Genomic DNA, 12,387 nt, shown 5'->3' on the forward strand with positions numbered 1-12,387 from the left:
GTTGGAGCCGTTCGGGGATCCCGAAGGGCTGAGCACACCGGCCAGCGCGCAAGCCCGCGCGCTGGCCGATCATGCGCGTTTCGTCGACGCGAACCTCAAGCGCAATTTTCGCGCGAACTTCATCCATGGCGTGCTGGGGATGACGGGTTTCCGCCTGATCTATGCCCCCACCATCATTCCGGCCTATCTGATCCTGCTCACCGGCAGCACTGCGGCGGTAGGGCTCGGCGCGGCGCTGCTGCAATTGGGCGCGACCATCAGCCCGATTGCCAGCGGATCGCGGATCGAGCACCGCAGCCACATCCTGCCCTACGCCATTCGCGTGGGTTCGATGATGCGGTTGATGATCCTGGGGCTGGCGCTGGCGGCCTGGTTCCTGACCGGCAATGCGCTGTTGGTCGCGACTTTCGCGTGCTTCCTTCTGCTTGGCTTCTTCACCGGGGCGCAGCGGGTCGCCTTTCAGATGCTGATGAGCAAGCTCATCCCGATCCGCCAGCGCGGACGGTTGCAGGGCTATCGCAATTTCGCCGGTGGCCTGATCGCGGCGGTGCTCGCCTATGTGGCGGGGAACTACTTCATCGCCGATGCATGGCTGGGTAATGGCTATGCGACGACATTCCTGTTCGCCTTCCTGCTGACAAGTGCGGGGCTGGTCGTTCTCAAGACCATGGTCCAGGAACCCGCGGCGCCGGTATCGCGCCCGCAAATGCCGATGTTCGAGCGGATCCGGCAATTTCCGGAGCTGCTGGAGGATCGCAGTTTCGCCAATTTCCTCTGGGTCCAGAGTTTTGCCACCTTCGCTCGGGTCGGCGCGCCGTTCTGGACGGTCTATGCCGGAGCGGTGCTGGGGCTCGACGGTGCGCTGATCGGCGGGCTCAGCTTCGTCTTCCTAGGCTCCGATACGGTCTCGAACGTGATCTGGGGGCCGATGGGCGACCGCTACGGGTTCAAGCGGGTCTATGTCGGGGCGCTTGCCTGCACCATCGCGGGTGTGCTGTGCCTGGTTTTCGGCAGCAGCGCCCCGCCGATCTACGCCGCCTTCGCCCTGCTGGGCGTGGGGGGATCGGGCTGGATGCTCGCCTCGACCACCATGGTGCTCGAATTCGGCCAGCAGCAGGACACGCCGATGCGGCTTGCCTTCGTAACGACGGTAGAAGGGGCGATCGCTGCGGTCGGACCGGTGCTGGCCGGCGTGCTGGTCGCATTCCACGGCTTCACGCCGCTGTTCGCGATCGTGCTTGGAGCGGTGACGCTGTCGCTGGCGGTGTTGATCCTGCGGGTACGCGAACCGCGCGAATTCGACCGCGCCTGATCAGGCAGGAACCGCGACCGGAGCGAGCAATCCGCTGGTCAGGGTCGTGGCATAGGTTTCGATCGCGCTGGCAGGAGCGCCGAACCGCCCGGCCCACTTGCGAGCTTCATTGGCTCCGTTGAGCGTCGACATAATCACCTGGCTAGCGATCAGCGGATCTATTGGCCGCACAGATTCATCGGCAATCCCGTCGATCAGCAGGCCTGCGAAGCGCCGCGCGAGGCGGTTGGACCGGGTTACGACATCGACCTTCCGCTCGCTGTCCAGCGCTTGCAGCGCCGTGGTTCGGAGCAGCGGCATCGTGTCGAAGAACTGCAGATCGAGCAGTTCGGCCAATGCGCCGCTCAGCCGCGTCCAGTAATCGCCGTCGCTGTGCTGTCCCGCCATCTGTACTGCAGAAAGGCGATCGTAGCTGCGTTGAAAGCAGGCGAGGACCAGTTCGTCCTTGCCATCGTGGTGGTGATAGAAGCTGCCCTTGGTTACGTTGAGAACCTCGGCGATCCGGTTGACCGAGGCGCCGCGATAGCCGCGCTCGTTGATCATCACGGTGGCGGCGCGCAGGAATTCGTCGTTCTGGCTGGGCAGACCCCTGTTGTCCGAGCGCCAGCCGCCATCGGCGAGCGCGACCGGTTGCCAGCGGCCCGGCCGACTTGGCATGCCATGCGCGAGAATGTCGAACAATCGCTCCTCGACGCGGGCGAAATCGAGGTAGGAATACCGCAGCGACCAGACTGGCCACCACATCATCGCCTCGAGCAGCACATAGGTGCGCGCCGAATAGACCGTTCGCTCATAGTCGGACTTCGGCTCGCCGAAAAAGGCCCGGACTGTGTCGACCATCTGCCGATAGCGCATGAGGAGCGGGTGTCGGGTGTCCTGGTCCAGCGTGCGGATTTCCGAAAGCGAAGTTATCAGGCCGCGCTCCCCCCGCCTGATCCGCCCGCGCAGCGCGACATGCAGGGCGATGTACTTGCGCAGGCGCGAAGCCGGATCGGCCTGCGCCAGCGCCTCGCTCGCCATGTCCTCGAGGCGCCCGAGCGTCTCTTCGTAAACGGCGACCGCGAGCTTGTCCTTGCGCGGGAAGTAATAGGTTATGCTGGTCGCGTTGAGCCCGATGGCGCGCGCCACGCCCGACAGCGTGGTGGCCTGGAGGCCGACCTCGTTGATCGAGCGCGATGCCGCATGGATAATCGCCTGACGCTTCTCCCCGAAGCGTGTCGTCTCCCTGCCAGTCTCCGCCATCACACCCCCAATTTCGCCAGCATTACATCAGCATCTGTAAGACTGCCAAGCGTCAAGCGGAAGCAATCTCAGAACAACGCCAGCAGGTCCTTCTTCAGGATCTTGCCATTGGCGTTGCGCGGCAGCGTGTCGGAGGAAAAGACGATCCGGACCGGCACCTTGAACTTCGCCAGACGCTCGGCGACCCATTGCTGGAGCTCCGCCTCGTCGGCGCTGGTGCCTGGGGCGAGATGGACGACGGCGGCCGGTTGCTCGCCCAAATGCTGGTGCGGCAGGCCGATCAGCGCGGCATCGGTGACCGCCGGGTGATCGTAGAGCGCATTCTCCACCTCGGAGGAATAGATGTTCTCGCCGCCGCGGATGATCATGTCCTTCGCGCGGTCGGCGATATAGCAGAAGCCTTCCTCGTCGAGGCGCGCGAGGTCGCCCGTCCTGACCCAGCCGTCGATAAAGGTTTCCGCCGTCGCGTCTGGATTGCGCCAGTATCCCTTCACCACCATCGGGCCTCTGGCCCACAATTCGCCGATTTCGCCGATCTCCATCTCGCGGGTGCCGTCCTCGCTCATGATCTTGAGATCGGCGACCGCGACCGGCGGCCCGCAACTGTCGGGGCGGTTGAGATAGTCCTCGCTCGAATGGCCGGTGACCGTGGCCATGGTCTCGGTCATGCCCCAGCCATTGCCAGGCAGCGCGCCGAAGACTTCGCGGATCTTGCGTACGAGCTCGGGTGCCGAAGGAGCGCCCCCGTAGCCGATCGCCTCGAGGCTTGAGAGGTCGTAATTCTTGCGTTCGGGATGCTCGATCAATTGCCAGGCGATGGTGGGCACCCCGCCGGTGGAATGGACCTTCTCGCGCTCGATGATCTGGAACGCCTCGACAGGATCCCAGCGATGCATGAAAATCAGCGTGTTTCCCGCTGCGATATTGCCCATCAGCCCGGCCGAACAGGCGGTGACGTGAAACAGCGGTATGACAGTCAGCCCGGTCTTGGGGGTGGGCTCGGGCAGCTGTTCGCCGCGACGCAACACCGCGCAGGCAGCGTTGAAACCGCTGGAGAGAACGTTGCTGCACAGGTTGCGGTGCGTGCCCAGCGCGCCCTTGGGCTTGCCGGTGGTGCCGCTGGTGTAGAAAATCGTCGCATCGTCGTCGGGCGCGATGTCGACATCCGGCAGGTTCGCCGGGGGAAGGTCGGAATAGGCCGGCGGAATGCCGATGATCGCTTCGAGCCGTTTTGCTCCGTCCGGCTCCGCTTTGCAGCGTGAGACAAACACCGTTTCGAGCTCGGGGCACTCGCCCAGATGGGGAACGATACGATCCCACCGTTCCTCGTCGCAGACCAGCAGGCTGGTGCCGGAATCGGCCAGTCCATAGGCCAGCTCGGGCCCGGTCCACCAGGCGTTGAGCGGTACGCAGATGGCACCGATGGTTGTCGCCGCGAAAAACACCACCGGCCATTCCGGCAGGTTGCGCATCGCCAGCGCAACCCGGTCGCCCTTTTTGATCCCGCAGGCCTGGAACTCATGCGCCAGCGTTGCGACCGCACGGAACCATGCGTCATAGGTGACGCGCTCGCCCTCATAGATGGTGAACTCGCGCTCCCCATGCGTCTGGCCATACAGGGCAATGGCGCGCAAATTGGGTGGCGCGTTCTTCCACACTCGCGTCGGCACACCGCCGATGTCGATGTTTTCCATCTCGAAGCGCTGGCCGGGAGCGGTCAGCAAGGCCGTGCATTCGGCTCGGCTGCGCGCGGGCCAGCCTGGCGGCGGCGCCCAACCGATTGCCTCTGCGAGATTGTCTGCCTTGGTCGCCATGATCACAATACCCCGCACACGCCGGTGAATCCGATTACTGCGTTGTGCATTGATTCCTCTCCTCAGCGTGCCTCATGGACACGATTCCATCGGGGAGGTTTAGCCAGGTGCGCTGCCCGTATGCAAGGCAGAAACCGAGCCTGTCTAAAATCAGGGTATGAGGGTTCAAACACTGGCGAAAACGGCTATCGTCACCGCCAGAACAAAAGGTATGGCCTCGACCGGAAGGCAAAGGAGCAGGGTGATGGAGATGGGTAAGCCGGGAGATATGGGGTTCGACGCGGGGCGGTTGGCGCGAATCGATGCGTTTCTCAAGGAGGGCTATCTCGACACCGGGCGGCTCAAGAACACGCAAATCCTTGTCGCGCGGGATGGGCAGCCGGTACATTACGGCCACGGCGGCATCTTGCGCGACGACGGGACAGCGATGCGCGAGGATGCGCTGTTCCGGATTGCCAGCATGACCAAGCCGGTCACCTCGATTGCCTTCATGCAGTTGGTCGAACAGTGCAAGGTGGCGCTGGACGATCCGGTATCGCGCGTCTTGCCCGAGTTCGCGGAATTGGGCGCCTATGACGGCGGCGGCGGGGCGCTGCCCTTCGCGCCGATGAAGCGGGGCAGGCCGATGCGCTTCGTCGATCTGATGAACCATATGTCGGGCCTCACCTATGGCTTCCAGAACCGCAGCAGCGTGGATGCCGCCTATCGCGAGGCCAGGCTGGACGTGTCGCGCAACACGATCGGTTCGGACGAATACATCGCCACGCTCGCGCGCATCCCGCTCGAATTCGAGCCGGGCGCACAATGGAACTATTCGGTTGCGACCGATGTGCTGGGCGTCTGCGTCGAACGCCTGTCGGGTATGCCTTTGGGCGACTATTTCGCGCAGCACATTTTCGAACCGCTCGGCATGACCGACACCGGCTTTCACGTTCCGGTCCAGAAGGCAGACCGGCTGGCAGATGCCTATGGCTATCGCCCCGGCAAGCCGCCGCGCCTGATCGACAAGGGTGCGGAGAGCCGCCTGGTCGAACCCGCGACATTCCATTCGGGCGGCGGGGGCCTGATCGGCACGATTACCGACTACCACCGCTTTTGCGCGATGTTGCTGGGTCGCGGCGCGCTCGATGGTGTGCGGATCGTCAGCCCCAAGACCCTCGATCTGATGACCGCCAACCACTTGCCGGGCGGAGCGGATCTGACCCAGATGAGCCAGAGCCTGTTCAGCGAGGCGAACAATGCCGGCACCGGGTTCGGGCTGGGCTTCGCGATGGTCGTCGATCCTGCAAAGACGCTGATGCCCTCCAGCCAGGGCGAGTACTACTGGGGCGGGGCCTATTCGACCGCCTTCTTCGTCGATCCGGTGGAGCGGATCACCATGGTCTTCATGACGCAGCTCTATCCGTCCTCGACCTACCCCATCCGTCGCCAGCTCAAGACCCTGATCTATTCGGCGCTCACCGACAGCTACGCATAAAGGAGAAAAACCATGCCATCCCCGATCTCGACCGAGAAGCAGGGCGACGTCCTCGTCGTCACTTCCGACAATCCGCCCGTGAACGCGCTCGGCCATGGCGTGCGACTGGGTCTGCAAGACGCCATCGCGCAAGGCGCCGCCGACGATGAAATCAAGGCGATCGTGATCCGCTGCGACGGGCGGACTTTCTTTGCGGGCGCGGACATCACCGAATTCGGCAAGCCGCCGCAGGGGCCCAGCCTGCCCGAGGTCTGCGACGCGATCGAGGCGAGCGACAAGCCGGTCGTCGCAGCGATCCACGGCACGGCGCTAGGAGGCGGCTGCGAGATTGCGCTGGCCTGCCACTACCGCGTCGCGGTGCCGAGCGCCAAGCTCGGCCTGCCCGAGGTCAAGCTTGGCCTGATCCCGGGCGCGGCCGGAACGCAACGCCTGCCCCGGCTGGTTGGAGCCGAGGCGGCGCTGCCGATGGTGGTCATCGGCAATCCAATTTCTGCCAGCAAAGCCAAGGAGATTGGTCTGGTCGATGCCTTGGTGGACGAAAAAGATCTGGGCGGTGAGGCAGTCACATTCGCGAAGTCGAAGATCGGCCAACCCGTGCCGCGCACGTCTGAAATGGACAACAATCGCGACGGGGTGGCGAATCCCGACATCTTCGACGAATTCCGCGCAAAAAACGGTCGCAGGCTGCACGGCTTCGACGCCCCCAATGCGGGGATCGAGGCGGTAAAGGCGGCGGGCGCACTCTCCTTTGCCGAGGGCGTGAAAAAGGAACGCGCCCTTTTTTCCAAGCTGATGACGGGTACGCAATCGGCCGCGATGCGCCACTATTTCTTCGCCGAGCGCGCCGCCAACAAGATCGACGGTCTTGCCTCCGATACCAGGCCAATCCCGATCGGGAAGGTCGGCATCATCGGTGCGGGCACGATGGGCGGCGGGATCGCGATGAACTTCCTGTCGGCAGGCATCCCGGTGACCATCCTCGAGATGAAGCAGGATGCGCTCGAACGCGGCACTTCCACGATGCGCAAGAATTACGAGAACACCGCCAAGCGCGGTCGGATGACGGAAGCGCAGGTCGAGAGCGCGATGGGGCTGCTGACCCCCACGCTCGACTATGGTGATCTCGCGGATTGCGATCTGGTGATCGAAGCCGTCTACGAAAGTATGGATGTGAAGAAGGAGGTGTTCCGCACGCTCGACGAAACCGTCAAAGAGGGCGCGATCCTGGCGTCCAACACCAGCTATCTCGATATCGACGAGATCGCGACCGCCACCAAACGGCCGGGCTATGTGGTGGGGCTGCACTTCTTTTCGCCTGCCAACGTGATGAAACTGCTCGAAGTGGTGCGCGGCGAGAAAACGCGAGACGATGTGCTGGCCACGGCGATGAAACTGTCCAAGGCCATCGGCAAGGTAGCCGCCGTGTCGGGTGTATGCCCGGGTTTCATCGGCAACCGGATGCTCTCCAAGCGCCAGGAGCAGGCCAACCAACTGATCATGGAAGGCGCCAATTACTGGGATGTGGACGATGTCCTGCTCGAGTTCGGCTTTCCCATGGGGCCGTTCCAGATGGGCGATCTGGCCGGCATCGACATCGGCTGGCATCGCGACCCCTCCAAGGTCACCACTATTCGCGAAGCCCTCTGCGCCGTCGGCCGCTTCGGCCAGAAAGCGGGCAAGGGCTTCTACGATTACGACGAGGCCCGCCAGCGCACGCCGTCGGACGAGGTCAAGGCGATCATTGCCGATTTCGCCGAGAAGACCGGCACGCCGCAGCGCGACATCTCCAAGGAGGAAATCAAGGAGCGGCTGCTCTATCCGATGGTCAACGAGGGCGCGAAGATCCTCGATGAGGGCATGGCCCAGCGCGCGAGCGATATCGATGTCGTCTGGATCAACGGCTATGGCTGGCCGCTCTACACCGGCGGTCCGATGTTCTGGGCCGATACGATTGGGCTCGATACGGTCGTCGCCGGGCTCGAGAAGCACGATCTGCCGGTGAGCGACTATCTGCGCAGCAGGGCCGAGGCGGGCAAGACCTTCAACTGAGCGGCTTGGCGATGCGAAGAGCGGGCGATCGGGGAGATCGTCCGCTCTTCACAAGCCGGTGCGGCACCAACCCGGTGCTGTAATATTCAGGGGGCCGACAATCGAAAATCTTGAAACGATACTGACCGTGGCGCGCGCGGGAGAAGGGCAGTGGGCCGGGGCTGCAGGCCCGGCGATGGGGCCGCGATTATTCGGCGGGCAGGCCATCGCGCAGGGGCTGATGGCGGCTTGCGGCGAAGAGGAGGGCGCGCGGCTGCCGCATTCGCTTCACGCCTATTTCCTCAAGCCGGGATCGCGCGAGGATCCGGTCGACTACCGGGTCAACACGCTGTCGCAAGGACGCAGTTTCGCGACTCGCCGGGTCGAGGCGATGCAGGCGGATACGGTGATCTGCTCGATGATCGCCTCTTTCCATGTTGCCGAGCCCGGTTTCGAGCATCAGATCGAGGCGCCGTTTGCGCTCGACATCGACGCCGCGCTCGAGAGCCTGGTGCGCTGGAACGCCCAAAATGAGAGGGCAGCCAATTCCTCCTTGATCGAACGGCTGCAGAAACGGCCGATCGAGATTGTACCGCTCGACCCCGGGGCCTTGTTCGGGGCAAAACCGCGCCAGCCGCGCACCGGGGTGTGGATGCGCATGCGCCGGCCGACCGGTGCCGGACCTGCCATGCAACGCGCATTGCTCGCCTATGCGTCGGACATGATGTTCCTGCGCAATGCGATGCTCCCGCACGCGATCAGGCCGGCCAGCGATACAGTGCAGGCGACCTCGCTCGACCATGCGATCTGGTTTCACGAGACGCCCGATTTCGACCGCTGGCACCTGTTCGCCACCGAGAGCCCCTGGGCCGGCCATGCGCGAGGATTGAACCGCGGGTTCTTTTTCTCCGAAGAGGGTAAGCTGGTGGCTACCGCCAGCCAGGAAAGCCTGATGCGACCCAAAGGCGAAGCGATCGACCGCCTAGAGAAACACATTTGAGAGGAGAACGAACAATGTCCCTATTCGACCTGACCGGAAAAGTCGCGATCGTCACCGGATCGAGCCGCGGCATCGGCAAGGCCATCGCCGAGGAGCTCGCCGCCCATGGCGCGCAAGTGGTCATATCAAGCCGCAAGCAGGAGGCCTGCGAGGAGGTCGCCGCCGCGATCAATGCCGAGCACGGCTCCGGGAGCGCGGTCGCCATCGCGGCGAGCATATCCGACAAGGAGCAGCTGCAGGATTTGTTCACCCGCACCAAGGAGCAGCTCGGTCCGGTCGATATCCTCGTCTGCAACGCCGCGTCCAACCCCTATTACGGCTCGATGGACGGCATCGAGGACGAGCAGTTCCGCAAGGTTCTCGACAACAACATCCTCTCCAACCACTGGCTTATGCAACTGGCCTTGCCCGACATGCGCGAAAAGGGTGACGGCGCCATCGTTGTGATCAGCTCGATCGGGGGCCTGCGCGGATCGGCCACCATCGGGGCCTACAACGTCTCCAAGGCCGCCGATTTCCAGCTGGTGCGCAATTACGCGGTCGAGAACGGCCAGCACGGCGTGCGCATCAACGCCATCGCTCCCGGCCTGGTGAAGACCGATTTTGCCCGCGCCCTGTGGGAGAACCCCAAGGCGCTAGAACGGACCGAGGCAGCGCTGCCAATGCGGCGGATCGGCGAGCCGCGCGACATCGCCGGGGCCGCCGTCTATCTGTCGTCGCCCGCGGCCAAATGGACCACCGGCCAGATGGTCGTGGTCGATGGCGGAGCGACCATATGAGCGCGCCAACCAGCGGACGGCTGTCCGCCAAGGTTGCAATCATCACCGGGGCAGGATCGGGGATCGGTCGCGCAAGCGCGCTGCTGTTCGCCAACGAAGGCGCGAAACTGGTGTTGTTCGACCGGACCGAAGAGGTTCACCGGACCGCTGATGCTGTCGAAGAGGCGGGCGGGCATGCGGTCGCCATCGTCGGTGATGCGGGCGAGGAAGCCGATGTCGCGGCGGCGGTCGCCAAGGCGCAAGAGGCCCATGGCAGGCTCGATATCTTTTTCGCCAACGCCGGGATCACCGGCGGCGTGCGCGGCGGGTTCTTCGATGCGACGCCGGAGATTTGGGAAGAGGTCCTGCGGGTCAATCTGATCGGCCCCTTCCTCGCGATCAAACACGCCGCACCGGCGATCCGCGATGCAGGTGGAGGCGCGATCCTGTGCACCGCCTCAGTCGCGGGCCTGCGCTCGGGCGCTGGTCCGGCGCAATATTCTGCCAGCAAGGCGGGTGTCATCAATCTGGTGCAGACCGCCGCGCAGCAGCTTGCCGGGACCGGAGTGCGGGTCAACGCCGTCCTGCCCGGCCTGACAGAGACCGGCATGACCCAGCCGATGTTCGACGGTGCCCGCGCGGCGGGCAAGGAGCACAAGATCGGACAGCTCAACCCGCTGCTGCGCGGCGGGCAGCCCGAAGAAATCGCCGAAGCTGCGCTGTTCCTCGTCAGCGACGCCGCCAGCTACGTCAACGGCCAGGCGCTGGCCGTCGATGGCGGCCTGTCGTCCTCGCACCCCACCGCTCGCCCGCCGGGCGACGCCAACCGTCCCACCTCCTGAAGGAGCCTTCGCCATGAGCGCACCACGCCTGAATTTCTTCAAGATCACCGTTGCCGATGCCGAGGAAGCCGCCGGTTTCTACGTCGAGGCGTTGGGGATGACCCGCAGGGACGTGATCGACACGCCCGGCTTTCGCGAGATCATGCTGACCTGCGGCGATGCGCCCTTTACGCTGGTGCTCTTCGAGTGGAAGGACGGCCGCGCGATCGAACATGGCACAAACTATGGTCCGCTGGGTTTCCTGACCCGCGACCTCGAGGCGACGCTGGCGATGCTGGTCGAGAACGGCGCTAAGCCCAAGGGCGCGGTAGCCGAGTTCGGCAGCATGCGGATCGCCTTCGCGACGACGCCGCATGGCCATGAAATCGAACTGATGCAGCGCGCCGGCTAACCGGTCAGCTCTCCCCTCACTTCGGTATTGCCGAACTGCTCGACGCGGATGGGCAGCGCGGCGTCCAGCAGCGGCAGCCCAGCGCGCGTATTCTTGGGAGCGGAAGCCGAATGGTTCATCTGGGTAGCCCGGTGGACACAGCCCAGACAACATCCCTCGCGCGTGATTCCTCCGCCGAGTCTAGACCGCGTCGACACCATAAGAAGAGGTTCGGTACTGGCCGGGGTCCGGAAGGCTGGAATCGTAACCAGCGAACGCGAAACCGGGCCAACAGCCGAAGTCATCGCTCGGATGGTGGATGGAATCGGATGCTGGAAAGCGGAGCTCAAACCCGCGGGAGGGCGCCAAATCATCTAAATCGCGCTTAAGGCGCTCATTTTCAGGTTGTTGCAGCATAGTAAGCTGGCTGGGGTGGCAGGGATCGAACCTGCGAATGCCGATACCAAAAACCGGTGCCTTACCACTTGGCTACACCCCAGCACGTGCGCGCCCCTATAACGGCTTGGGCGACGATGAAAAGGGCTGACAGTCTTGCGACCCGTGATCGGGAGAGGCAGCCGGGCGCGAGGCTGGCTCGCGCCCGGGCCGCTCCGGCTAGAGAGCCTTGCCTTCGAAGTCCGCAGCCGAATGGCGCTCGCGCATTTGCTCGTCCTCTTCGCCCCAGGTCCTGTTGACGATCCGGCCGCGCTTGACCGCCGGGCGTTCGGCGATGGCCTTCACCCAGCGTTCGACATGCTCGTATTCGTGGATCGAGAGGAATTTGCGCGCTTCGCCGTAGATGCCGCCGAAGACGAAGGGCGCGATCCAGGGGAACGTCGCGATATCGGCCACGGTGTAATCGTCGCCGCCGAGATATCGCGTGTTCGCGAGCCGCTGGTTTGCGACGTCGAACAACCGCTTGGTTTCCATCGCATAGCGGTTGATGGGATATTCGTATTTCTCCGGCGCATAGGCGTAGAAATGACCGAAACCGCCACCGATGAAAGGCGCGCTCCCGACCTGCCAGAACAGCCAGCTGAGCACTTCGGCACGGGTGTGGTCGGTGGGCAGGAAGGCGCCGAATTTCTCGGCGAGATGCATCAGGATTGCGCCGCTTTCGAACACCCGGACCGGCTGCGCGCCGCTGCGGTCGAGCAGGGTGGGAATCTTGGAATTGGGGTTGAGGTCGACGAAACCCGAACCGAACTGCGCGCCATCGCCGATATCGATCGTCCAGGCGTCGTATTCCGCGCCCGAATGCCCGGCCTCGAGCAGTTCCTCGAGCATGATCGTCGCCTTCACCCCATTGGGCGTCGCGAGCGAATAGAGCTGGAAATCGTGATTGCCGAGCGGAAGTTCCTTGTCCTCGCGCGCACCCGCGGTCGGGCGGTTGATGTTGGCGAATTTCCCGCCGTTCTCGGCATCGTGCGACCAGATTTCGGGCGGCGTGTAGGCAGTGTCGGGCAAAGCGTGTCTCCTCGCGTGTCTGCAGCACAGGTGGGGCGCGAAAGTCCGGCAGGCAAGCGGAACCGGATCGCTGTTCG

The 12,387-nt window shown here is 64.0% G+C and carries 11 protein-coding genes and 1 tRNA gene; 7 read left to right on the forward strand and 5 right to left on the reverse strand.

Annotated elements, in window-relative coordinates; all coding sequences use genetic code 11:
* Position 1: 1 nt before the first annotated feature.
* Positions 2-1,312 carry an MFS transporter gene (locus tag ACWIKC_RS05070; RefSeq protein WP_454599030.1) on the forward strand — a complete coding sequence of 437 codons (1,311 nt, stop codon included), beginning with the start codon at positions 2-4 and terminating at the stop codon, positions 1,310-1,312.
* Here ACWIKC_RS05070 and ACWIKC_RS05075 read toward each other — a convergent pair whose 3' ends face one another.
* The gene (locus ACWIKC_RS05075; protein ID WP_454599031.1) at positions 1,313-2,554 is read right to left on the reverse strand and encodes a TetR/AcrR family transcriptional regulator; all 1,242 of its coding nucleotides are present in this window, start codon (positions 2,552-2,554) and stop codon (positions 1,313-1,315) included. It lies immediately after the preceding gene.
* A gap of 68 nt (positions 2,555-2,622) precedes the next feature.
* Positions 2,623-4,368 carry a class I adenylate-forming enzyme family protein gene (locus tag ACWIKC_RS05080; protein ID WP_454599032.1) on the reverse strand — a complete coding sequence of 582 codons (1,746 nt, stop codon included), beginning with the start codon at positions 4,366-4,368 and terminating at the stop codon, positions 2,623-2,625.
* A 244-nt stretch (positions 4,369-4,612) separates the two neighbouring features.
* Between ACWIKC_RS05080 and ACWIKC_RS05085 the strand changes: the two genes are divergently transcribed.
* From ACWIKC_RS05085 to ACWIKC_RS05110, 6 genes are all read left to right on the forward strand, one after another.
* Positions 4,613-5,845: a serine hydrolase domain-containing protein gene (locus ACWIKC_RS05085; RefSeq protein ID WP_454599033.1), complete on the forward strand. Its 1,233-nt coding sequence runs from the start codon at positions 4,613-4,615 to the stop codon at positions 5,843-5,845.
* 12 nt (positions 5,846-5,857) lie between these two features.
* Positions 5,858-7,894, forward strand: coding sequence for a 3-hydroxyacyl-CoA dehydrogenase NAD-binding domain-containing protein (locus tag ACWIKC_RS05090; protein WP_454599034.1), 2,037 nt, complete (start codon positions 5,858-5,860; stop codon positions 7,892-7,894).
* 127 nt (positions 7,895-8,021) lie between these two features.
* Positions 8,022-8,873, forward strand: a complete 852-nt coding sequence (locus ACWIKC_RS05095; protein ID WP_454599035.1) for an acyl-CoA thioesterase — start codon at positions 8,022-8,024, stop codon at positions 8,871-8,873.
* Positions 8,874-8,887: 14 nt separating this feature from the next.
* Positions 8,888-9,652 (forward strand): SDR family NAD(P)-dependent oxidoreductase, encoded by a 765-nt coding sequence (locus tag ACWIKC_RS05100; protein ID WP_454599036.1) that lies wholly within the window; start codon positions 8,888-8,890, stop codon positions 9,650-9,652.
* Positions 9,649-10,473, forward strand: coding sequence for an SDR family NAD(P)-dependent oxidoreductase (locus ACWIKC_RS05105; protein ID WP_454599037.1), 825 nt, complete (start codon positions 9,649-9,651; stop codon positions 10,471-10,473). The genes ACWIKC_RS05100 and ACWIKC_RS05105 overlap by 4 nt, the downstream gene beginning before the upstream one ends.
* A gap of 13 nt (positions 10,474-10,486) precedes the next feature.
* Positions 10,487-10,864 (forward strand): VOC family protein, encoded by a 378-nt coding sequence (locus ACWIKC_RS05110; RefSeq protein WP_454599038.1) that lies wholly within the window; start codon positions 10,487-10,489, stop codon positions 10,862-10,864.
* Here the strand turns inward: ACWIKC_RS05110 and ACWIKC_RS05115 are convergent.
* The 3 genes from ACWIKC_RS05115 to yghU all read right to left on the reverse strand — a co-directional run bounded on the left by ACWIKC_RS05115 (position 10,861) and on the right by yghU (position 12,310).
* Positions 10,861-10,983, reverse strand: coding sequence for a hypothetical protein (locus ACWIKC_RS05115; protein WP_454599039.1), 123 nt, complete (start codon positions 10,981-10,983; stop codon positions 10,861-10,863). The two genes, ACWIKC_RS05110 and ACWIKC_RS05115, sit on opposite strands and share 4 nt — an antisense overlap.
* Positions 10,984-11,267: 284 nt before the next feature.
* Positions 11,268-11,342, reverse strand: a tRNA-Gln gene (locus ACWIKC_RS05120).
* Positions 11,343-11,458: 116 nt separating this feature from the next.
* Positions 11,459-12,310 (reverse strand): glutathione-dependent disulfide-bond oxidoreductase, encoded by an 852-nt coding sequence (yghU, locus tag ACWIKC_RS05125; protein WP_454599040.1) that lies wholly within the window; start codon positions 12,308-12,310, stop codon positions 11,459-11,461.
* Positions 12,311-12,387 lie beyond the last annotated feature (77 nt).

Source organism: Qipengyuania sp. SM2507, assembly GCF_053714505.1.

Coding starts and splice junctions, on each gene's coding strand:
- ACWIKC_RS05075 (WP_454599031.1), bottom strand. CDS start 2,554: ATGGCGGAGACTGGCAGGGAGACGACACGCTTCGGGGAGAAGCGTCAG.
- ACWIKC_RS05080 (WP_454599032.1), bottom strand. CDS start 4,368: ATGGCGACCAAGGCAGACAATCTCGCAGAGGCAATCGGTTGGGCGCCG.
- ACWIKC_RS05085 (WP_454599033.1), top strand. CDS start 4,613: ATGGAGATGGGTAAGCCGGGAGATATGGGGTTCGACGCGGGGCGGTTG.
- ACWIKC_RS05090 (WP_454599034.1), top strand. CDS start 5,858: ATGCCATCCCCGATCTCGACCGAGAAGCAGGGCGACGTCCTCGTCGTC.
- ACWIKC_RS05100 (WP_454599036.1), top strand. CDS start 8,888: ATGTCCCTATTCGACCTGACCGGAAAAGTCGCGATCGTCACCGGATCG.
- ACWIKC_RS05105 (WP_454599037.1), top strand. CDS start 9,649: ATGAGCGCGCCAACCAGCGGACGGCTGTCCGCCAAGGTTGCAATCATC.
- ACWIKC_RS05110 (WP_454599038.1), top strand. CDS start 10,487: ATGAGCGCACCACGCCTGAATTTCTTCAAGATCACCGTTGCCGATGCC.
- ACWIKC_RS05115 (WP_454599039.1), bottom strand. CDS start 10,983: ATGAACCATTCGGCTTCCGCTCCCAAGAATACGCGCGCTGGGCTGCCG.